Source organism: Citricoccus sp. I39-566 (assembly GCF_031432995.1).
Lineage (GTDB): Bacteria > Actinomycetota > Actinomycetes > Actinomycetales > Micrococcaceae > Citricoccus > Citricoccus nitrophenolicus_A.
Genome location: NZ_CP133842.1, coordinates 155,236 through 177,467, shown reverse-complemented (window position 1 = coordinate 177,467; position 22,232 = coordinate 155,236). Strand labels below are relative to the sequence as shown.

Annotated in this window: 15 protein-coding genes and 1 pseudogene; 8 read left to right on the top strand and 8 right to left on the bottom strand. The window is 71.1% G+C overall.

Annotated features, from left to right (window positions below; all coding sequences use genetic code 11):
- Positions 1 to 85: 85 nt before the first annotated feature.
- A complete protein-coding gene (locus tag RE421_RS00815) occupies positions 86 to 3,754 on the top strand; it encodes an SNF2-related protein (protein WP_309812755.1) in 3,669 nt (1,222 codons plus the stop codon).
- Between the two features lie 156 nt (positions 3,755 to 3,910).
- On the opposite strand, the gene RE421_RS00810 is transcribed toward RE421_RS00815, so the two are convergent.
- The 3 genes from RE421_RS00810 to RE421_RS00800 all read right to left on the bottom strand — a co-directional run bounded on the left by RE421_RS00810 (position 3,911) and on the right by RE421_RS00800 (position 7,547).
- On the bottom strand, positions 3,911 to 5,071 hold the full coding sequence (locus RE421_RS00810) for a hypothetical protein (RefSeq protein ID WP_309812752.1): 1,161 nt from the start codon (positions 5,069 to 5,071) through the stop codon (positions 3,911 to 3,913).
- Between the two features lie 295 nt (positions 5,072 to 5,366).
- Positions 5,367 to 6,467, bottom strand: a complete 1,101-nt coding sequence (locus RE421_RS00805; protein ID WP_309812749.1) for an agmatine deiminase family protein — start codon at positions 6,465 to 6,467, stop codon at positions 5,367 to 5,369.
- Between the two features lie 144 nt (positions 6,468 to 6,611).
- Complete coding sequence (locus RE421_RS00800) at positions 6,612 to 7,547, bottom strand: LysR substrate-binding domain-containing protein (protein ID WP_309812747.1); 936 nt, start codon at positions 7,545 to 7,547, stop codon at positions 6,612 to 6,614.
- A 108-nt stretch (positions 7,548 to 7,655) separates the two neighbouring features.
- Here RE421_RS00800 and RE421_RS00795 point away from each other — a divergent pair, with 108 nt between their 5' ends.
- The 5 genes from RE421_RS00795 to RE421_RS00775 all read left to right on the top strand — a co-directional run bounded on the left by RE421_RS00795 (position 7,656) and on the right by RE421_RS00775 (position 16,200).
- Positions 7,656 to 11,294, top strand: coding sequence for a proline dehydrogenase family protein (locus RE421_RS00795; RefSeq protein ID WP_309812744.1), 3,639 nt, complete (start codon positions 7,656 to 7,658; stop codon positions 11,292 to 11,294).
- Between the two features lie 116 nt (positions 11,295 to 11,410).
- Positions 11,411 to 12,145 carry a helix-turn-helix domain-containing protein gene (locus RE421_RS00790; protein ID WP_309812741.1) on the top strand — a complete coding sequence of 245 codons (735 nt, stop codon included), beginning with the start codon at positions 11,411 to 11,413 and terminating at the stop codon, positions 12,143 to 12,145.
- A gap of 83 nt (positions 12,146 to 12,228) precedes the next feature.
- Positions 12,229 to 13,458: an acyl-CoA dehydrogenase family protein gene (locus RE421_RS00785; RefSeq protein ID WP_309812738.1), complete on the top strand. Its 1,230-nt coding sequence runs from the start codon at positions 12,229 to 12,231 to the stop codon at positions 13,456 to 13,458.
- Between the two features lie 51 nt (positions 13,459 to 13,509).
- Positions 13,510 to 14,067: an acyl-CoA thioesterase gene (locus tag RE421_RS00780; protein WP_309812735.1), complete on the top strand. Its 558-nt coding sequence runs from the start codon at positions 13,510 to 13,512 to the stop codon at positions 14,065 to 14,067.
- A gap of 99 nt (positions 14,068 to 14,166) precedes the next feature.
- Positions 14,167 to 16,200: an FMN-binding glutamate synthase family protein gene (locus RE421_RS00775; protein ID WP_309812732.1), complete on the top strand. Its 2,034-nt coding sequence runs from the start codon at positions 14,167 to 14,169 to the stop codon at positions 16,198 to 16,200.
- Between the two features lie 85 nt (positions 16,201 to 16,285).
- On the opposite strand, the gene RE421_RS00770 is transcribed toward RE421_RS00775, so the two are convergent.
- The gene (locus tag RE421_RS00770) at positions 16,286 to 17,191 is read right to left on the bottom strand and encodes a LysR substrate-binding domain-containing protein (protein ID WP_309812729.1); all 906 of its coding nucleotides are present in this window, start codon (positions 17,189 to 17,191) and stop codon (positions 16,286 to 16,288) included.
- Positions 17,192 to 17,228: 37 nt separating this feature from the next.
- Positions 17,229 to 18,617, bottom strand: coding sequence for an MFS transporter (locus RE421_RS00765; protein ID WP_309812725.1), 1,389 nt, complete (start codon positions 18,615 to 18,617; stop codon positions 17,229 to 17,231).
- A 111-nt stretch (positions 18,618 to 18,728) separates the two neighbouring features.
- Here RE421_RS00765 and RE421_RS00760 point away from each other — a divergent pair, with 111 nt between their 5' ends.
- Positions 18,729 to 19,238 (top strand): DUF3237 domain-containing protein, encoded by a 510-nt coding sequence (locus RE421_RS00760; RefSeq protein WP_309812724.1) that lies wholly within the window; start codon positions 18,729 to 18,731, stop codon positions 19,236 to 19,238.
- Positions 19,239 to 19,248: 10 nt separating this feature from the next.
- Here RE421_RS00760 and RE421_RS00755 read toward each other — a convergent pair whose 3' ends face one another.
- Entirely contained in the window at positions 19,249 to 19,617 is a 369-nt protein-coding gene (locus RE421_RS00755) for a hypothetical protein (RefSeq protein WP_309812722.1), read from the bottom strand.
- Here RE421_RS00755 and RE421_RS16780 point away from each other — a divergent pair.
- A pseudogene (locus tag RE421_RS16780) lies at positions 19,600 to 19,722 on the top strand (DUF5058 domain-containing protein); the annotation flags it as partial. The gene RE421_RS00755 and the pseudogene RE421_RS16780 overlap by 18 nt on opposite strands.
- A 229-nt stretch (positions 19,723 to 19,951) precedes the next feature.
- On the opposite strand, the gene RE421_RS00750 reads toward RE421_RS16780, so the two are convergent.
- The gene (locus RE421_RS00750) at positions 19,952 to 21,007 is read right to left on the bottom strand and encodes an amidohydrolase family protein (protein WP_309812720.1); all 1,056 of its coding nucleotides are present in this window, start codon (positions 21,005 to 21,007) and stop codon (positions 19,952 to 19,954) included.
- A 60-nt stretch (positions 21,008 to 21,067) separates the two neighbouring features.
- On the bottom strand, positions 21,068 to 22,132 hold the full coding sequence (locus RE421_RS00745; RefSeq protein WP_309812719.1) for an ABC transporter substrate-binding protein: 1,065 nt from the start codon (positions 22,130 to 22,132) through the stop codon (positions 21,068 to 21,070).
- Positions 22,133 to 22,232 lie beyond the last annotated feature (100 nt).

The window sequence follows — 22,232 nt, the reverse complement described above, 5'->3', positions numbered from 1 at the left end:
CGGTGCGAGAGCGCCGTCCGCTCCGCCCGGCCCCCATCCTGTGGACAGTGGGCAGGGTGTCCGTGGGGCGTGAAACGATAGTCGGATGCGCGGTTCTCCCTCCCTGCCCTACGTCACCGACCAGGACATCTCCCGGCTGGTCGATTCCCGGGCGGCCGAACGCGGCAAGAAGTACGCGCGGCAGGGAGCCGTCTCGGACTTCGTCTGGGAGCCCACCGACGGGGCGGCCGCCACCGAGCGGTCCCCTGCCACCCTGTTCGGGCAGGTGCAGGGCAACGACCCGCTGCCCTACGAGACCTTCGTCCTGCTGGTACCCGGCAAGGCGCCCTCCCAGACCCTGCCCCGGCACTGGACCCCGTTGCGGGGCGGCTGCAGCTGCCCGGTCCGCGTCAACTGCAAGCACGCCGCCGCGCTGCTCTACGCCGCCACCACGCAGGCCATCCGCGAGCACCTGCGCGGGCCGGGGGCGGTGCCGGGCGGGATGTCCGCGCCGGGCGGGATGTTCGGCCAGGAGGCCGCCCCCGCCCCGCAGGGCTGGGGCGAGGTGGAGCGCTTCACGGAGGGTGCCCTGAGGTCCTCCTCCGGAGGCCCGGGCGCGGGCCCAGGCCAGCGGACGGCGGACTGGCGCGCGGTGCTCGGCGAACTCACCGGCCACCAGGATGAGCCGTACGCGGAGGAGTCGGTGGGGATCGGCGTGGAGCTGTTGGCCGAGCCCCGCAGCCAGATGCGCCGCCGGTGGGGCGCCGGTGAGGCCTCCGTGGCGGACGTCCGGGAGGGGGCCGCGCTACACGTGCAGTTGCGGCCGATGCGGCTCGGCACCCGGAACAACTGGATCAAGGGCGGGTTGACCTGGAAGAAGTTCCAGTACGGGGGACTGCGCCACCAGCTGCGGGAGGAGCAGGTGGAACTGCTCGGGCAGCTCTACCGCCTCCACCTGGCCGAGCGGCCACCCTCCCACGGCTACGGCACCGACGAGACGATCCGGCTGGACACCCTCACGGGCCCGGCCGCCTGGCAGCTGCTGGCCCGCGCGCAGCAGGCGGGCGTCGAGTTCGTGGGCCAGGGGGTCGTCAGCGAGGTGGTGCTCGCTGAGCCGGCCACCGTCCGCCTGGACGTCAGCGGCCCGGAGGCAGACCTCGCCGTCACGCCGGTGGTGGAGTCCGGCGGCCAGGTGGTCCCCGGGGCTCGGGCGGCCGGCTCGGGCGGATTCGTGGCCACGGAGGTGCTCGACGACGCCCCGCGCCACCTCGCCCCCGTGCGGCTGACGCTCGTCCCGGCCGCCGAGACCGTCCCCCGTGCCGTGCTGGACCTGCTCGGACAGCCCGAGCCCCTGCGGATCCCGAAGGCGGAGTCCGAGGAGTTCTTCTACGACGTCTACCCCCGGCTGTCCCGCATCCTGCCCGTGGACAGCGCGGACGGCACGGTGCAGTTCCCCGAGGTGCCGGCGCCCCAGCTGCAACTCTCCGTGGACCACCGCCGCCACCACGAGACCGCCCTGGAGTGGTCCTGGCTGTACTGGGGCCCCAGGCGGGAGCTGCCCGTGGAGCACCGCCGCCCCCACACCCGGGGCGGCTGGTCCCCCACCGGGTACACCGGCCGCGCCCGGGGGGTGGACGTGGACCGGGACGTCGAGCACGAGGACGCGGTGCTGGAAGCGGTCCGCGTCACGACGGAGGAGGCCACGGACGGGGTGGCCGTGCTGCCCGGCTACATCCGCAACACGCACCTGCACGGGGCGGACACCGCCCGCTTCGTGGAGTACGTGCTGCCGGAGCTGCAGAAGCTGGACCACGTCAAGGTCGTGGAGCACGGCACGCCGCCGGACTACCGGGAGCTGACGGACGATCCCCAGGTCCGCGTCACCCAGGTCCAGGCCGCCAACCCCCAGGACAACGACTGGTTCGACCTCGGCTTCGAGATCACCGTGAACGGCCAGCTCATCCCCTTCACGTCCGTGTTCAAGGCCCTGGCGGAGGGCAAGAAGACCCTGCTGCTCAACGACGGCACCTACTTCTCCCTCGACAACCCGGGGCTGAACCGCCTGCGCGAGCTCATCGCCGAGGCCGAGGCCATGGGGGAGTGGAAGCCGGACGCCCCGCGGATCAACAAGTATGACGTGGCCCTGTGGGAGGAGTTCGAGGACCTCGCCCACGAATCGGTGGAGGCGGTGGCCTGGCGCGAGTCCGTGGGGGCCCTCAAGAACCTCTCCGAGATCACGACGCCGGCCGTGCCGGTCGGCCTGGACGCCACCTTGCGTCCGTATCAGCTGGAGGGCTTCGCCTGGCTGTCCTTCCTCTACGACCACGGCCTCGGCGGGATCCTGGCCGACGACATGGGCCTGGGCAAGACCCTCCAGACCCTGGCCCTGATCCTCCGCGCCCGGGACCTGAGCGCGCCCGGCACCGCCGAGCACATCCACGAGGCCATGGCCGCCCAGTATGCGCAGATCCACGGCGAACCCGAGCCGGCACCCCTGGTGGCGCCGCCCTTCCTGGTGGTGGCGCCGTCGTCGGTCCTCTCCGTCTGGAGGGAGGAGGCCGAGCGTTTCGCGCCGGGGCTGGACCTGCGCGTGCTGGACTCGACCTCGGCCAAGCGCGGGACGCGAGTGGCCGCGGAAGTGGCCGGGGCCGACGTCGTGGTCACGAGCTACACCCTGCTGCGCCTGGACTCGGAGCAGTTCACGGAGCTGGAGTGGGACGGACTGGTGCTGGACGAGGCGCAGTTCGTGAAGAACCGGGCCGCGAAGGCGCACCAGGCGGCCAAGGGCATCCGAGCACCGTTCCGGCTGGCGATCACGGGCACACCCATGGAGAACTCGCTGTCCGACCTGTGGGCGCTGATCTCCCTGACCGCCTCGGGGCTGTTCCCGTCCCCGACCGTCTTCCGTGCCGAGTACACCAAGCCGATCGAGTCCCCGGACTCCTCCGAGGACGGCGCGCGGCGGGCCGAGCAGCGGATGGCCCGGCTGCGGCGCCGGATCCGGCCGTTCATGCTGCGGCGGACCAAGGACCTGGTGGCCTCGGACCTGCCGCCGAAGCAGGAACAGGTCAGCCACGTGGAGCTCGTACCGAAGCACCGGCGGCTCTACGACCAGGTGCTCCAACGCGAGCGGCGCAAGGTGCTCGGGCTGCTGGAGAACATGGAGGAGAACCGCTTCGTCATCTTCAAGTCGCTGACGCTGCTGCGGATGCTGGCGCTGGACCCGGCGATCGTGGACGAGAAGTACGCCGCCGTGCCGTCCTCCAAGATGGAGGCACTCATGGGCCAGCTCGAGGAGATCGTCTCCGAGGGGCACCGCGTCATCATCTTCAGCCAGTTCACCTCCTTCCTCTCCCGGGTGGGGGACGCCCTGGCGGACCGGAACGTGGAGTTCGCCTACCTGGACGGGTCCACGCGGAACCGCTCGGCGGTGATCTCCCAGTTCAAGGAGGGCACCGCCCCGGCGTTCCTCATCAGCCTCAAGGCCGGTGGCTTCGGGCTGACCCTGACCGAGGCCGACTACGTGTTCCTGCTCGACCCGTGGTGGAACCCCGCCACCGAGGCCCAGGCCGTGGACCGTGCCCACCGCATCGGCCAGGACCGCACCGTCATGGTCTACCGCATGGTGGCCGAGGGCACGATCGAGGAGAAGGTGCTGGCCCTGCAGCAGAAGAAGGCCGCCCTGTTCTCCTCGCTGACGGACGGGGACGCCGCCTTCTCCTCCACCATCACCGCCGACGACGTGCGCGAACTCTTCACCCCGGACGCCGACTGACGCCGACTGACGCCGACTGCCGTCGACTGGGACCGACTGCCGGACCGGAACCCACGCGGGTTCTCGCAGCTTCCGTGACAGATCTCAGTCATTTTGACTGAGACTCGTCACGAAGACTGCGAGGACTGACAGCACCGAATCGTTTCAGAGGCGACGTCAGCGGACCGCGGATCGGGGCACGCCAGCCTTCGCCAGTTTGGTCGCCAGCCGTTCCGGGGTGCGGAGGTCTTCCCACATCCACCGCACGAAGCGGATCCCCTCCTCCTGGATGCGCTCGGTCCTGCGCTTCTCCTGGCGGAACACGAGATCGCGATCCACGCCGGAGTAGCTGTCCGCGTCCGTGTACTTCTTCCAGCCGTCGAACTCGCCGGCGACACGGATCCCGGCCCACCAGAAATCGAGAAAGCCCAGTGACCTCCCATCGGCTCCGCGCACCCGGTGCTGGAGCACCGGCGCCTCGAATCCCAGTTCGTGGATCCGCAGGCGGCTGAGCGATTCCCCGGGGGACGCGGCGCCCGCGTCGGCGAACTCCGCCAGCCAGGTGAACTTCCGGGCGGCCTTCTGGCTGCGGCACATCAGGGATACGGCCGCGAGCTGGTCCCGAGACCACGGGGGCGCCTGGACGCAGAGCCCGCCATCGTGGGTGCTCCGCAACCCACTGAGCATGGCATCGGCCACCATGACCGCGCTGTCCAGGCCCAGCCTTGGCAGGGTGTCAGCCAGGCAGTGCCGCAGATCCTCGACGAGACAGGTGTTCCTCCCGTCGATCAGCTGTTCCTGGTCCTGGCGGACCACCCCCGGCAGCGCCGTCCACCCGGCCGGGACCGCTATGCGTCGCTCGGCCAGGAGGGGCCAGAGCGAGGCCTCCGGCTGGGCCGTGCTCCGATATCCCGATGCCCCGGAACTCAGGGCCCGGCGCGTGATCTCCTCCGGCACCTCGTCCAGCGGCAGTCCGTAGAACAGCAGCGCCGTCTCGCGGCAGAACTGCGGAGGCTCGCGGGCGGTGATGGACGTGGCCAGGGCGGAGGCGAGGTGCCGTTCGCGGGGGTAGGAGGAGTTCCACTCCTCGCGGTCCACGAAGACGCCGGGCCTGATGCGGATCCGTTCTCCCCGCGCGGCTCTTCGGTGGAGGACGTGCCGGCGGTCCTCGGCCAGGGGGTCTGCTGTGGCGTACCTGAGGGGCAGCCCCCACGCGGTGGTGGTCCGGACCCCCTCCGCAACGGATGACTCGATGAGATGCCGGGCTGGCGAGAGGCTTCGTGGAGGGAGGTTCTCCAGTCGCGGTGGATTCGTTGCGGTGCCGGCCAGAGTGGTCATTCATCCAGCCCAGCAGGGATGGGACGGCATGGGGAGCTCCAGTCGGTGACCTGTGGACAGCTCTCGTGGTCGTGCTGGTTGTGGAGGAGCGCGGAGACCGGTCCGCTGTGCCCATCAGGGGACGCCTGTCCTGTGCGGCGCAGTTCCTCGCACTCGCCGTGATGGATCGCAGTCATTTTGACTGCGAACTGTCACGATGGCTGCGAGGAACGGTCGCGGCCGCGGCAGGATCAGTGTGGCTCGGCAGAAAGACTGTGGTTGGGCGCAGGCTGGCCGGCCGGGCCGGCGCGGGCCGTCAGCCCTGGCGGGAGGGCTGGGGCAGCGCCACCTGCCGGATGCCGACGCCGCGCCGGTACAGCCGCTGTGCGGGGATGGGCACCACCGTGCGCCCCGGGAAGGCGGCCTGCAGCAGCTGGTGGGCGCCGTCGTCGTGCGGGTCCTCGAAGGCCGGGACCACCACGGCGCCGTTCACGGGCAGCACGTTGACGTAGGACCAGGCCAAGGGGCCGCGCTCGTCCTGACCGGCCAGGGGGGCGGTCACGGTGGCCACGTTCAGCGGGCGTCCCTTCGCGTCGGTCTCCTCCTGCAAGATCGCGAGCGTCCGGGAGGAGACGAAGTGATCCGGGTGAGAGGGGTTCTCCTGCCAATGCAGCAGAACCACGGAGGGGGAGGCGAAGGCCACGAGCTGGTCGATGTGACCGCCCAGCCCGAACCGGCCCTCGTTGCGGGTGAGGCCGCCGGGCAGCCAGATGATCTTGCGGATGTCCGTGTAGCGGGTGAACTCGGCCTCGATGTGCGCGCGCGTCCAGCCGCCGTTGCGGGCCGGGTCCAGCAGCACGGACTCGGAGGCGATCAGTGTGCCCTCGCCGTCCGTGATGAAGGCCCCGCCCTCGTTGACCATCAGGGAGAGCTGGCGCCGGGCCCGGGTCAGGTCCGCGACGGTCCCCCCGGCCACGTCGTCCAGCCGGTAGTCCAGCCCGGGCCGCCGCCCGAAGCCGTTGAACACCCAGTCGATCATCCCGAGCTGCCGCCGCCCGGTCCGCCCGTTCACGGGGCCGAGGGTGAAGCTCGGGCCGGTCAGGCCGAGGAAGGGATTGTCCATCGCCAGCGGCACCACCGGGATCATGGGGTCCACGTAGGTGTGCACGATCTGCCGGTCCGCCGGGTCCACCAGAAGGGTCACCGGCTCATAGTCCATGACCGCGTGCGCCACCCGGGTCCACGCCCGGCGGGCCCCCGAAAGCTCCCACAGGGAGGAGCCCATCTGGGCGTAGTCACGCGGGAAGGCCATCCACAGCCGCTCCTGCGGCTCGGTGTCGGCGGGCAGGTGCCAGGTCGCTGTGGACGGGGCCGCCGGCGCCGCAGACTGCAGCAGTGCCTGCGGGTCCTGGCGCATAGCTCCCTTTCCTCAGGTGCATCACGGGGGTTCTGGGGTTCGGTCCTGACCTGTGCCTGGGCGCGGCCGCCCGAACTCCGACCTCTCCATGCTATGCGAGGGCGCAAGCCCCCCAGCCCGGACAGCCCGGTCCCGGCCCGTTCGTTATGCGTCCGTTTCCATATCCAGCCGGCCTGCGGCCGCCTCCAGTGCGTCCCGGACGGCGACGACGGCCGGAGACCGGGCGGAGGAGGAGCGGATCGAGGTGAAGACCGTGCGCAGCGGGCGCCCGGCCAGGGGGATCCGGCGCAGCCGCACCGCGTGGTCCACGAGCGTCAGGCCGGGCAGCAGCGCCACCGCGTTGCCGGACTCCACGAGCCGCACATGGGACTGCAGGTCGGCCGAGACGAAGCGGACGTCCGGCTCGTGGCCGGCGGATCGGATCAGCTGCTCGGCCCAGTGCCGGGTGGCCGTGCCGTGCGGCTCCATCACCCACGGCAGGGGCCGGTGCCGCAGCAGCGCTGCCAGCTCCTCACCGGGAGGAAGCGGCCCGCCGTCCACGGTGAGCCCGGCCGGGACGGCCAGCTGCAGCTCGTCCCGCAACAGCTGGCGGCGGTCCAGTCCGGGCCAGTGGGGCGCGGAGTGCCCGGGGTACTGCTCGGCGACCACCACGTCGAAGTCCCGGGCCCAGGCCTCGTGCAGGGCCTGCTCCGGCTCGTACTGGACCAGCTCCAGCCGCAGCCCCGGGTGGTGCTCGCGCAGGCTGGTCAGCGCCGGGGGGACCAGGGTCAGGGCGGCGGACTGGAAGGCGGCCAGCCGCACCCGGCCGGTGATGGCCCCGCCCGCGGATGTCAGGGCCGTCTCCGCCTGCTCGAGGGCGTCCAGGATCGGCTCCACCCGGCCCACCAGGGCCAGCGCCGTCTCGGTGAGCTGCACGTTGCGGCCCACCCGGCGCAGCAGCTGTGTCCTGGTCTCCCGCTCCAGCAGGGACAACTGCTCGGAGACGGAGGAGGGCGAGAGGTTCATGGCCCGGGCCACCGCGGAGAGGGTGCCCCGGATGGACAGCTCGCGCAGCAGCACGAGCCGGCGGACCTCCAGCATGTGCGCGGCCTCCCTCGCCAGACCCCTCAGAACCATTCGGATATGCCGAAGGGTACACCGCGGAAACGTTCGCTGGTCTCGCACAGTGCGACGGAGAACAATGGCCTTATGAGCACCCTGAACCCGGCGATCCCGGACCCTGACGAGTTGCGCACCCTGGCCCCGGCCGCTGTCGAGCAGGTCAGGACCTGGTTGAAGGAGGCGCGGAGGCATCCCTCGAACTTCTCGGCGAGGCAGCTGGCGGGCGTGCTGAAGGACCCGGCGGGACTGGACTTCACGGTCGGCTTCGTGGACCGCGTGATCCGTCCGGAGGACCAGCGGATCGCGGCGGAGGCGCTCGCGGACCTGGCGCCCCAGACGCCCGGCTTCCTGCCCTGGTACATGAAGTCGGCCCTGGGTGCCGGCGGGCGGTTGGCCCCCGCCGTGGCGCCGATCGCCGTGCCCGTGGCCCGCAAGGTGCTGCGCGAGCTGGTGTCCCATCTGATCGTGGACGCCACGGACGCCAAGCTCGGCCCCGCCATCGCCCGGCTGAAGACCGAGGGCATCCGCCTGAACATCAACCTGCTGGGCGAGGCGATCCTCGGCCGGCAGGAGGCGGACCGGCGGATGGACGGCATCCGCACGCTGATCGAGCGCGAGGACGTGGACTACGTCTCCGTCAAGGTCTCCGCTGCCACCGCCCCGCACAGCGCGTGGGCCTTCAACGAGGCCGTGGAGGAGGTCACCGCCTCCCTCCTGCCGCTCTACGAACTCGCTGCCTCCCAGGCCGGCCCCGGCGGCACCGGTGCCACCTTCATCAACCTGGACATGGAGGAGTACCACGACCTCGATATGACCCTCGCCGTGTTCATGCGCCTGATGGACCAGCCCCAGCTGCAGGGCCTCGAGGCGGGGATCGTGCTGCAGGCCTACCTGCCGGACGCCCTGGACGCCATGATCCGGCTGCAGGAGTTCGCCGCCCGCCGCGTGGCCGCCGGCGGCGCCCCCGTGAAGGTCCGTGTGGTCAAGGGCGCCAACCTGCCCATGGAGCACGTGCAGGCCTCCGTCACCGGCTGGCCTGCCGCCACCGTGGAGTCCAAGCAGGCCGCGGACACCAATTACAAGCGCGTGCTCAACTACTCCCTCACCCCGGAGCACACCCGCAACGTGCGGATCGGCGTGGCCGGGCACAACCTCTTCGACGTCGCGCTGGCCTGGCTGCTGGTGCAGGAACGCGGGCTCACCACCCAGTGGGAGCAGGGCGGGACCAGCCCGGACGTCGAGTTCGAGATGCTGCTGGGCATGGCCACCGGCCAGGCGGAGGCGGTGCGCCAGGACGTGGGCTCGCTGCTGCTCTACACCCCCGTGGTCCACCCCCACGAGTTCGACGTGGCCATCTCCTACCTGGTGCGCCGCCTCGAGGAGGGGGCCAGCCAGGAGAACTTCATGTCCGCCGTCTTCGAGCTGGACACGGACGCGGAGCTCTTCGCCCGCGAGGAGCAGCGCTTCCTCGACTCCCTGGAGGACCTGGACACCGGGATCCCGACGCCGGCCCGCACCCAGAACCGGCAGCTCGCCTCCTCGCCGGGAGACCTCCCGGCGGCCCGCGGGCCGGTCCCCGAGCCGGTGGACGGCTTCGCCAACACCCCGGACACCGATCCGTCGCTGGCCGCCAACCGGGACTGGGGGCGGGCGATCACCGCCGCGATCCCGACCTCCACGCTCGGAACCGAGACCGTCCTGACCGCCACGGCGACCTCACCGGAGCAGGTGCGGGCCGCCGTCGGGCAGGCCGTGGACGCCGGGGAAGACTGGCGGACCCTGACCGGTGCCGAGCGGGAGCGCGTGCTGAACGCCGTGGCCGACTCGCTGGAGGTCCACCGCGGCGCCCTGCTGGAGGTGGCCGCCGCGGAGACCGGCAAGACCCTGGACCAGGGCGACCCCGAGGTGTCCGAGGCCATCGACTTCGCGCGGTACTACGGACGCCTGGCCCGGGGCCTCGAGGAGGTGCCCGGCGCCGAGTTCCACCCCGCGCGGCTCGTGCTGGTGATCCCGCCGTGGAACTTCCCCATCGCCATCCCCACCGGCGGCGTGCTGGCCGGGCTCGCCTCCGGGGCCCCCGTGGTGTTCAAGCCGGCACCGCAGTCCGTGCGCACCGGGGCCGTGGCCTACGAGGCCATCCGCGAGGGCCTGCGCGCCGGGCTCGGGCAGCTCGGCTGGGCCGAAGAGCGGGCGGCCGCCACCGCCGACGGCGTGGTGAGCTTCCTCAGCATCGACCCGGACCGCGAGGCCGAACTCGGTGAGGGGCTCATCACCCACCCGGCCGTCGAACGGGTCATCCTCACGGGCGGCTACGAGACCGCCCAGCTGTTCCGGTCCTTCCGGAAGGACCTGCCGCTGCTGGCCGAGACCTCCGGCAAGAACGCGATCATTGTGACCCCGAGCGCCGACTTGGACCTGGCCGCGAAGGACGTGGTCTACTCCGCCTTCGGCCACGCCGGACAGAAGTGCTCCGCGTCCTCGCTCGTGATCCTCGTGGGCTCCGTGGCCACCTCGAAGCGGTTCCACCGCCAGCTGCTGGACGCCGCGGCCTCGCTGACCGTCGGCTACCCCGAGGACCCGCGCTCGCAGATGGGACCCGTGATCGAGGAGCCCGGTGAGAAGCTGCGGCGGGGGCTGACCGAGCTGGGGCCGGGGGAACGCTGGGCCCTGCAGCCGCAGCCGCTCGACGACTCCGGCCGGCTGTGGAGCCCGGGGATCCGGTCCGGCGTCCGTCCCGGTTCCGACGCCCACCTGACTGAGTACTTCGGGCCCGTGCTGGGCGTGATGACCGCCGAGACCCTCGAGGACGCGGTGCGCCTGGTGAACGCCGTGGACTACGGGCTGACCTCCGGCCTGCACTCCCTGGACCCGGACGAGATCGAGGCCTGGCTGGAGACCGTGCAGGCGGGCAACCTCTACGTGAACCGCGGGATCACCGGGGCCATCGTGCGCCGGCAGCCCTTCGGCGGGTGGAAGCGCTCGACCGTCGGCGCGGGCACCAAGGCCGGCGGGCCCCACTACCTGCACGGACTGGGCACGTGGACCGATGCGCCGGTGGCCCACGACGGCGGCCGGGCGCCCGAGCCGTCCGGGTCCGGCCTGCGGCTGGCCGCGGCCGCGGGCCTGGACGCCGCTGATCGGGACTGGCTCGCGGGTGCCGCCGCGCTGGACGAGGCGGCCTGGCATGCGGGCTTCGGCGTGGCGGAGGACGTCTCCGGGCTCATGGCCGAGCGCAACGTGCTGCGCCACCTGCCGGTGCCGGTGACGGTCCGCTGGGAGTCGGGCCCGCTGGTGCACCTGCTGCGCGTGCTGATGGCCGGCCGCCGTGCCGGGGCGGCACTCACGGTGAGCGTGCCGGAGAGGCTGCCGGCCGGCGTCGAGCAGATGCTGGCGGGGGACCCGGACGTGGTCGTGCACGTGGAGGACACCGCGGCGTTCCACGCCCGGGCCGCGCAGCTGACCGGGCTGCCGCCGTCCGCGCCGGGGGCCGGCGACCCGCGGATCCGGCTGGTGCTGGACTGGTCGGAGGCCGGGGCTCAGGCCTCCCGCGACGGCCTGCTGGCGCTGCACGAGGCGCTGGAGGGTTCACCGGACGTGGCGGTGTCCGCGGGGCCGGTGGTCTCGGCCGGGGACGTGGAGCTGCTGCCGTTCGTGCACGAGCAGGCCATCTCCATCACGGCCCACCGCTTCGGCACCCCGGACCACCTCACCGACCACCTCCTCTGACCCGGGGCACCTGAAGGTCAAATCCGGCCCGTTTACTCGCCGGTAACCGCTGAGAATGGGCCGGATTCGACCTCCAGTTGCCGGGGTGCGGGAGGAGGGTGGATAGAGTCGGGCGCATGACGCATGCACCAGGGCAGACCCCGCGCTCCGTCGAGGTCCGTGCCCAGGTGGTCGAGGCCGCCGTGGAGCTGTTCAGTGAGCGCGGCTTCGAGTCCACGTCCGTGGACGACCTGGCCCGGGCCGCAGGGATGTCCCGGTCCACGTACTTCCGCCAGGTCGGCGGCAAGGAGGACGCGGTGTTCGCCGACCACCCCCCGCTCCTCGAGGAGCTCGGGACGTGGATGGACGCCCAGGCCGGCGCCGAGGGTCACCCCGCCGACCCGTGGGTCACGGTGTGCGCCGCCTCCGAGCGCGTCTTCGCGCACCTCTCCGAGGACCTGGACCTGGCCCGCCGCCGCTACACCGAGGTCCGCGCCGTCCGCGCCCTGCGGGACCGCGAGATCATCACCGAGCGCGGCTACGAACGGCTCTTCTCCGACTATCTGCGCCGGAGCATGCCCGGCCTCGAGGCCGTGGACGCCATCGGCTTCGCCGCCCTCGTCACCGCCACGCACAACCACTTCCTGCGCCAGGCCATCCGGACCGAGTCGGCCGAGCCGGCGGAGCAGGTCCGGGACCGTCACGCCGCCGCCCTGGACGCGGCGCTGGTGCGGGTCCGGCAACGCTTCGGCGTCGGATCCGGCCCGGACGAGACGTCCCAGCAGGTCCTGGTGGCGAGCCTGCCCGCGACCATGCCCTCCGGCGAGGTGCTGCGCCGAATCCGCGAGGCGCTGGCCGCCGAGGCGGGGTAGCCCACCGAAGCCGAACCCCCGGCGCCCCGCGTGACACCCCGGTTCATTGCGATAGGAACTCGGTGTCAATTACCATGGGACGCATGACCGAGCCCTCCCTCCCCGGTGCCACCGAGCCCGCCTATGACGTGACCAGCCCGCTGGACGTCGACTACTACGACGCGTTCCGTGACATCCCGGCCGCCGACCGGGAGGTCTGGGACCGGGCGCGGAAGGCCGCGGCCGCCGTCGCGCCCCAGATGGCCGAGGGCTGGGACCGCCACCTCTACCCGGTGCAGGCCGCCGTGACGCTGGGCCGGCACCAGCTGTTCAACGACGGGCTGGTCCACCCGGACCTGGAGGAGTTCTCCCCGCTCGCCACCGGACTGGTGAACATGGAGGTCTCCCGCATCGACGGCTCCCTCGGCACCGTGATCGCCGTCCAGGGCGGGCTCGCCCTGCGGACCCTGGTCTACTGCGGCAGTGAGGGGCAGCAGGCGCGGTACGTGAAGCCGCTGGCCTCCGGCGAGGTGCTCGGCTCCTTCGCCCTGACCGAGCCGGACCACGGCTCCGACTCTTCCGGGCTGGCCACCCGGGCCACGCGCACCGCGGACGGCTACACCCTGCGCGGGGCCAAGAAGTGGATCGGCAACGGCGCCTCCGGGGGCATCACCTTCGTCTGGGCGCGGGTCGAGTCCCCCGGGGCCGAGGACCACGGGGCTGTCCGCTGCTTCCTGGTCCCGCAGGACACCCCCGGCTACCGGGCCGAGGTCATCTCCGGCAAGGGGGCCCTGCGCGCGATCGACCAGGCACTGATCCACCTGGACGATGTCCGGCTGCCGGCGGACGCCCTGCTGCCGGGCTCGCACTCGTTCAAGGACACCTCGAGGGTCCTCTACGCCACCCGCGCCGGCGTCGCCTGGTCCGCCCTGGGCCACGCCACGGCCTGCTTCGAGTCCGCGCTGGCCTACTCGAGGCAACGCGTGCAGTTCGGCAAGCGGCTCGCCCAGCACCAGATGGTCCAGGAGAGGCTGACCCGGATGCTCTCCCACCTGGTGGCCATGCAGATGTACTGCGTGAACCTGGCCCAGCTGGAGTCCGAGGGCCGGCTGCGCCCCACGCAGGCCTCCCTGGCCAAGTACCACAACACCCGCACCGCCCGGATGGTCGCCGCCGAGGCCCGGGACCTGCTCGGCGGCAACGGCATCCTGCTGGAGAACGGCGTCATCCGCCACCAGATGGACCTCGAGGCCATCCACACCTACGAGGGCACCGAGTCCGTCCAGGCGCTGCTGATCGGGCGCGACCTCACCGGCTTCAGCGCCTTCGCCTGAGCAGCCCACGGAAAGCTACCTGCGGGTAACTTGCCGTGGCATGATGGACCCATGCACCTGATCTTCCGCACCCTCCTCGTGCTCCTCAAGGCCCGCCGCCGCTCCCGGCTGAGCGTCTGGGACACCTCGTCGCTGCCGCTGAGGGCCCTGCCCACGGACATCGACTTCGCCATGATCGTGAACAACGGGATGTACCTCTCCCTCATGGACCTGGGCCGTTTCGACCTGCTGGCCCGCAGCGGCTTCTGGGACCTGATGATGAAGCGGAAGTGGACGCCGGTGGTGCAGTCGGAGCAGATCTCCTTCCGCAAGTCGATCCGGTTGTGGCAGCGGTTCACCATCGAGACCAGGATCATCGGGGTGGACGAGAAGTGCATCTGGATCGAGCAGCGCTTCGTCCGGGACGGGGAGATCTACGCCCGGGGCTACCTGGCCACCCGCTTCGTGGACGCCGGCGGCGCGGTGCCCCTGCAGGACATCATCGACGCGGTCCGCACCGAACTCGGTCAGAGCCTGCCCGAGGACTTCACCGTCCCGGACTGGCTGCACGAGTGGCGCGGCAACGTCGCCCTGCCCGGCACCCGGAGGCCGGCCCCGCACCTCTGGTAGAGCGCCCGGGGAGATGGACGACGGCGGCCGCGCGGCCGCCGCTGTCATCTGCGGCGGGCGCGGGGTGCGTTGTGCATCACACGGGTGCAGGATGGGGGCATGAACAACCGTCTACTCATCATCGGAGGTCTGACCAGCCTGGCCCTGGTCCTGGTCATCGCCTACCTGGTCGGGTTCTGGGCCTGGATCTTCCTGGGCGTCGTGGCGCTGCTGCTCGTGGCCCTGGCCATCTGGGACACCACGCAGAGGAAGCATTCCATCCTGCGGAACTTCCCGGTCGTCGGGCACATGCGGTACCTGCTGGAGTCGATCCGCCCGGAGATCCAGCAGTACTTCATCGAGCGGAATGTGGACGGCAAGCCCTTCGACCGGGACCAGCGATCCCTGGTCTACTCCCGGGCCAAGGGACAGGACGACCACAAGGCCTTCGGCACCGAGCGGGACACCAATCGCATCGGCTACGAGTTCCTCATCCACTCCACGGCGCCCGTGCCCACGCCCCAGCCGCTGCCCACCGTGCGCGTCGGCGGGCCGGACTGCCGCCAGCCCTATGACCTCTCCCTGCTGAACATCTCCTCCATGTCCTTCGGCTCGCTGTCCAAGAACGCGGTGCTGGCCATGAACAAGGGGGCCGGTCTGGGCGGTTTCATCCATGAGACCGGGGAGGGCGGGCTGACGAAGTTCCACCGTGGCAACGGGGCGGACCTGTTCTGGGAGATCGGTTCCGGCTATTTCGGCTGCCGCACCGAGGACGGCCACTTCAATCCAGAGCGGTTCGCGGAGAAGGCCACCCTGCCGGAGGTCAAAGGCATCACCATCAAGCTCTCCCAGGGGGCCAAGCCCGGGCTCGGCGGCGTGCTGCCGGCGGCCAAGGTCACCCCCGAGATCGCCGAAGCCCGCGAGGTACCGGTCGGCGTCGACTGCATCTCCCCGGCCTCACACTCGGCGTTCCACACGCCCCGGCAGATGGTGCGGTTCATCGGGCAGTTGCGCGAACTCTCCGGCGGCAAGCCCATCGGCATCAAGTTCTGCGTCGGGTCCCGGACGGACGTGCTGGCGATGTGCAAGGCCATCTGGGCCGAACGTATCGCCCCGGACTACATCATCGTGGACGGCTCCGACGGCGGCACCGGTGCCGCCGCGCTGGAGTACCAGGACAACGTCGGCACCCCACTGACCGAGGGGTTGATGCTGGTGCACAACGCCCTGGTGGGCACCGGTCTGCGGCACATGATCAAGATCGGTGCCGCCGGCAAGATCATCTCCGGTTCGGACATCGTCAAGCGGCTGATCCAGGGCGCGGACTTCACCCTGTCCGCCCGCGCCATGATGATGGCCACCGGCTGCATCCAGGCCCAGAAGTGCCACACCAATCACTGCCCGGTGGGCGTGGCCACCCAGAACGAGCGGCTGATGCGGGCGCTGGATGTGGACGACAAGGCCAACCGGGTGCACAACTACCACAAGCTGACGGTGCGGGAAGCCGTGCAGATCATGGCCTCGATGGGGGTGTCCTCCCCGTCTCAGCTCACCACCCGCATGCTGCGCCGCCGGGTGGATCATCTGACGACCCGCTCCTACGCCTCGATCTACCACTGGCTCCGCGAGGACGAATTGCTCCATGAACCGCCGCGGGGCTGGGACGCGGACTGGCGCGAGGCCGACCCGGATCACTTCGGCGAGCATGCGCCCATCAGCTACCTGCAGGGCGACGGACCGCGCTGGCGCACCGAACTGACCGTGGAGACCTCGGCGTTGTCGTTGCGCGACCTGGAGATCGCGGAGCGGTCGAAGGACTCCGACGGTGAGGGCGCCCCCGAAGAGCCCGACGCCGGCACCCGCCAGCCCGAGCGGGTCCCGGTCGGTGCCGGGCGGGGCAGCGGGGGCACCGGGCCGGACAGCGCCGGCGGGCGGGGGCCCGGCCAAGGGGCCGGCCAGAATGCCGCCGAGGGCGGAGGTCAAGGATCCGACGAGGGAAGTCCGCAGCCGCGTACGGGCGGCGAGCCGCCGGTGCGAGACGCCGCCCCGGCGGCCCAGGGCACGGAGATGAACCGCGGCACGCGTCGGGCCGAGACCGGTTCCACCCCCGTGGTCAGCGACGCCCCCCGCCCGGAGGGGCGACCGGGGTCCTGACCTTGCTGCGGTCCTCATAGTCGTGGTCCGCCTGGAGACGGCCTGGACTCGGTTCGACAGGACGTGGAGTACGGGGACGACGAGGTCACTGTTGCGGCGCGAGCCGCGGCCCCAGGGCCATGGCCAGGTCCACGAAACTCCGGCCCGGTGCGGGCAGCCTCCGCCGTTCCGACCAGGCGATGGATGCCCGTTCCAGGTGGGGCTCGGGGTCCAGGGGAACGCAGGCCACCGGCAGTCCCTCGTAGGAGATGTCCTGGCGGGGCCGCTGGATGAAGATCGAGTAGCCCAGCCCGCGGGCCACCAGGGACCGGATGAGCTCGAAGTCCGGGGACTTCATCCGCACGTTCGGCGTCGCACCGTGGTGGGCGAAGTAGGAGAGGATGTCGTCGGAACTGGGGGAGACGTCCATCAGCAGCAGGGGCTCCGCCGCCAGGTCGGCCAAGGGGGCCCGGCCCAGCCCGGCGAACGGGTGCTCGGCCGGCAACAGGGCATACATGGTCGTGTCGTAGAGGCGCGCGGTGCCCAGGCCGGGCAATGCGTGGAGGTTGTACGCGAGGACCACGTCCAGGATGCCGAGGGAGAGCTGTTCCACCAGCTCGGACCGGTCCCCGGTGGTCACGGAGACGGTGACGCCGGGATGCCGGGAGGCGAACGCGGACCACAGCGCGGGCAGGACCGTCGGGGCCAGGGACCGGAAGCAGCCGATGGTGAGGGTCCCGCCGAGCTGCCGGTCGCCGTCGGGCATCTCCAGGTCAAGGGCCTGGTCCAGCACCGAGCGTGCCCGGATGAAGAAGTCCTCCCCGGAGGCGGTGAGCACCACACCCTCGGCCTTGCTGCGGCGGCACAACACGGTGCCGGAGATGCGCTCGAGGGTGTCCAGGGCCTCCGTGACGGAAGTCCTGGACACCCTCAGCTCGGCCGCCGCGGCGCTGATGCTGCCGGTCCGGGCCACAGCGCAGAAGTGTTCGAGTTGGCGCAGTGTCAGTCGCACCCGTCCCCGTCTTCCTGCCGGACCGGTGCCGGCGGGTTCAGCGGAGGTCGCGGCTGGCGGTCTCCGGCATCTTGATGATGACCACCACGCTAATCAGGCAGAGCAGGATCATGTAGCCCACGAACAGGCCGTGCATCCCGATGCTGGACAACCAGGTGTTCAGGTAGGGCGCCGTGCCGCCGAAGATCGCTCCGGACGTGGCGTACCCGACGCCTATCAGCGTGGCCCGGAGCTTGGTCGGGACCAACTCGGCGAAGACGGCGCCGAGCGGGGCGCAGTTCGCGGCCAGCAGCACGGAACCGGCGGCCATGGCCAGGAAGAGCATGAACGGGCTCGGGCCGAGCATCCATTCCAGGGGGAAGGCCACGAGCGCGAAGCCGGCCGCGAAGACCATCAGCACCGGTTTGCGCCCGAAGCGGTCGGAGAGCTTGCCCATCACGGGGATGGCCACCAGGAACACGGCCTGGCCGCAGAGCCCGGCCACGAGGGAGGCGTTGGGATCCATACCGAACTCGCGGGAGGCGTAACCGGGGGCGAAGATGAACCAGGTGTAGAAGGCCACCACGCCAGAGATCGTCAGGCCGACGATCTGCAGCAGCGGCTTCCACTCGCGGCCCAGTTCGGAGAAGACCTCCCGCAGGGGCGGGGAGTCCGCGCCCTCGCGCTCGTCCCGCTCCTTGCGCTCGGTGTGCACCTCGGACTCGTTCATGGTCTTGCGGATGTAGAGGGCGTAGACCCCGAGGACGGCCGCGACGGCGAAGGGAATGCGCCAGCCGAACTCGGCCATCTGCGCCTCGGAGAGCAGGGCGGTCAGCAGCACGCCGACGCCCGTGGCCAGCATGGTGCCCACCCCGACGCCGAGCCAGGGGGTGGAGGCCCAGAAGCCGCGCTTGTCCTGCGGGGCGATCTCCGCCAGGTAGGTGAAGGCGCTGCCGGTCTCACCGCCGTGGGACAGGCCCTGGATGAGTCGGGCCACCAGGAGGACGACGCCGGCCCACACGCCGATCGCGTCAAAGGTCGGGGCCACGGCGATCAGCAGGGAGCCGAACGAGGCCAGGAGGATGGCCAGGGTCAGGCTGAACTTCCGGCCCCTGTCGTCGGCCAGCCGGCCGAACAGCCATCCGCCCACCGGGCGCATGAGGAAGCCGACCGCGAAGACCGCCAGTGTGGAGAGCAGGCTGGAGACCGGGTCCTCGGCACGGAAGAACTGGGCGGCGAAGAAGGGCGCGAAGATCGCGTAGATGTTCCAGTCGAACCACTCCAGGGCGTTGCCGATGTTGACGGCGACGAGGTCCCGGGGGCGGCCGGCGCGCGGCGTCGGTGTACCGACGGCGGGTGCCGTCAGAGGGCCAGGGAAGGAGGCGGCGTCGGAGGCTGGGGAAGGGCCGCCCGGAGCGTGGGACGGGGAAACGGTGCTGTGATCCATAACACCTCATGGTGCCCTTGGTCGTTGGTCATCTCAACGGAATTCACTGTGCATCGGATGCACGGAGGATGTGCATGGCGTCCGCGGCGGGCCGCCCCTAGCGTGGTGGTCATGTCCCAGACCCCTGTTGCCGCCTCCGGACGCTCCGATGCCTCCGCCGGCCCTACGCCGCCCCGACTCGAGTTCCTGGCCACCGTGGCCGTCGAGGTATCCGGGCCCGTGGAGGTCGGGCGCACGCACCGCGGCCAGCGCCGGATCATCCCGATCATCGGCGGCGCGGTCACCGGGCCGGAGCTCAACGGCACGGTCCTGGCCGGCGGCGCCGACTTCCAGCTCATCCAGTCCGAGACAGCCTCGGACCTGGACGCGCGGTACGTCATCGAGACCGACGACGGCGAGCGGCTCTACGTCATGAACGCCGCCTACCGCACGGGCGCGGCCGAGGACATCGCGGCGCTGGCCCGCGGCGAACGGGTGCCGGCGGAGCGCATCTACTTCCGCTGCGCACCACGCTTCGAGGTGGCCGGCGAGCGGTGGTCCTGGCTGGAGTCCACCGTGGTCATCGGCTCCGGCCGCCGCGAACCAGACCGGGTCCTGATCGACCTGTGGGCGGTCTGCTGACCGGCTCCCCTCAATCCCAGTGGTGGCCCACCTCGACGAAGTCCTCCAGGCGCCGCCCGTCGGCGTCCAGATGCCACCCGGCACGTTTGGGGATGTTCGAGATGATGACGGTCTCGCGGACCTCCAGGCGGGGCAGCCTCTCTGATACCTGCCGCTCCAGGGCCATGATGTCCGTCGGCGATCGGTGCCACATCATGGACATGAAGTTGGAGCGGCCCGTCGTCGAGGCGCACAGGCGCAGGGCTCCGAGCCCCGCCAGTTCGGCGGCTGCCGCATCGTGGTCGGCGGCCGGGAGCCGGGCGAACCACTGGCACATCACGGGGTTGCCCGTGGCCCGGTGGGACACGTCGCAGCGCCGCTGATGCAGAGGGGCGAGCACCGGATGGCCAAGGTCAACCCGGCCCTGATGACCGTGGTCCCGACGGCCGCCCTGCTCGGTTCCTTCCTCTCCCTCGGCTTCGCGGAGGTGCCCAAGAGCTCCGTGCACGTGATTACCCTGGCCACCTCGGCGCTCGTGATGGGGGCGTGCCTGCTGCTGGTCCGACTGCGGCGGCTTCGACGCGGCCACCGTGGAGTCCGGTGCCATGCCGGTCAACCACTCGCCCCGCTTCGTCCCCGTGCCGGAGCCCACCCTCTGGACGGCGGCGACGGCGGCGCTCGCCGCCCTGCGCTCCCGCCTCGGCTCCTGATTCCCCTTCCTTCCCCGAGGAAGGTCAGAAGGAGAGGTCGAACACGCGGGTGGCGATGCCCTCGAAGAACTCGAACCTCTCCTCCTCCGTCAGCGGCAGGTCGTCCTGCAGCTGAACCTCGGCGGGCTCGTACTGGTAGGGGTAGTCCATCGCGTACATCACCCGGTCCGCGCCCATCATCTTCCGCACGAACATGATCTCGTCCTCCCAGGGCATCCCACTGGTGGTGATCCAGACGTTGCGGCGGATGTACTCGGACGGTTTCAGCGGCAGCGGCTTCACGTGCGGGTAGCGACCGGTGGCCACCTGCTTGCCGTACATGTAGTCGATCCGGTTCAGCCAGAACGGCACGGCCTCGCCGAGGTGGCCGACCACGAGCTTCAGGGTCGGGAAGCGCTCGAACACCCCGGAGACCACCAGCCGCATCAGGTGCAGGCCGGTCTCCACCCCGAAGCCGTACATCGAGCCGTCCAGTCCCCGGTCATGCAGGGGTTTGAACAGCCCGGCGGAGGGGGCGTTGGGGTGCAGGTAGACGGGCACCCCCAGGGACGCGGCCGCCTCGTAGAACGGCAGGAACTCGGGGGAGTCCGTGTAGCGGTCCCGCACGTGGGAGTTCAGGATCGCGCCCTTGAGCCCCAGCTCGGTGACCGCCCGGCCCAGTTCGGCGGCGCCGGCGTCGGGCGCGGTGAACGGCACGGCGGCCAGCCCGGAGAACCTCTCCGGACGGTTCCGGACGATCTCGCCCAGGTGGTCGTTCGCCACCCGGGCGAGGTCGGTGGCCTGGGCGGCGGGCAGGGGGTTGGTCCCCGGCGCGGTCAGGGCCAGGATCTGATGGTCGACGCCGGCCGCGTCCATCTCCTGCAGGCGCACCCCCTCGGTATCCACCATGCGCTCGCGGATGAACCGCGGGCGCTCCCCGTCGCCGAGGGCGTAGTAGCCCATCAGGCTCATGAAGCCCGGGTCGTCCTCGGGGTGCTCGCCCAGGATCCGGCGGAAGAGCTCGAACATCTCCGGAGGCGCCCAGGCCTCCTCGGTGGCGATGCGGCGGTAGGGACGGGGGGCTGCGGTGGGGCTGTTCATGGGCTGGGGTCCTCTGGTCTCTGGTCTGTGGTGGCGGGAAACTGGTGGTGCGGGGCGTGGTCACTCGGCGGCGGGGGTGACGATCTCGTCCACGGCGATCTCCTCGTCCAGGAGTCCGTAGCGGACCATCCGCTCGTTGAGGAACTGCAGGGTCTCGACGTCCACGGTGGCGTTCCAGACCGGCAGGTGGATCTCGCCGGCGAGTCCGGGCTCGATCGTGGTGACCTCGGGGAGTGCCTCACGGAACGCGTCCGGGTCCTCGGCGATCGCCTGGCCGGTGGCGTCGATGCCCCGCTGGAAGGCCTCCACCACGTCCGGGTTCTCGGCGGCGTAGTCCTCGGAGGTCATGTAGGTGCCCACCATCATGTCCTCCCGGGACTCGGCATAGGGGCTGGCGACTTCCACGGCCCCCTCATCCAGGGCCATGGTGACGAAGGGCTCGATCAGCAGGGCGCCGTCCACCTGGCCGTTGGCCACCGCGGGGAGCATGTCGGAGAAGCCCATCTCCGCGAACCTGACCTGGTGGCGGTCCGCGCCCGCATCCTCCATCAGGGTCATGATGACCACGTCGTTGATGTTCTCGAGCGTGTTGACCGCGATGGTGGCGCCCTCGAGGTCGGAGACCTCCTCGATCCCACTGGAGGTCGAGGCCACGATGCGGGCGAAGTCCTCCGCGGGGTCCGCGACGGTGCGGGTGCCCGCCGCCACGATGGTGATGGGCAGTCCCTTGCTGGCCGCCAGGATGGCACTGACGGTGTTGGACCCGGCGAACTGCGTCTCGCCGTTCACCACGGCGGGCACGGCCGCCGCCCCACCGATGCTGACGTCCACGGTGACGTCCAGGCCCTCGGCCTCGAAGTAGCCCTCGTTGACCCCGTACTGGAGGAAGGCCGAGGGCATCCCGGCGGTGTCCGCCACGCGCACTGCGGTGGTCTGCGTTGAGGTCTCGGCGGTGCCGCCGTCCTGCGCCGATGTGCCGTCCTGCTCGCCGGAGGGGCTGCCACCTCCGCAGGAGCTCAGCAGCAGCGGTGCGGCCAGCAGCGGTGCCAACCAGCGCATCCGGCCGGCGTTCCCCGTGGTGGCCCACGTGGTGGCAATCGTCGTGGTTCTCCGGGTGGCCCTCATGGCGAATCTCCTCTGCGAGTCGGCGGTGCGGTGCGGGAAGGCGGCGGGTGGGTGGCACCGTCTTCCCAGAAGCGTAGGATGTGTTATCGGCAGACGGAAC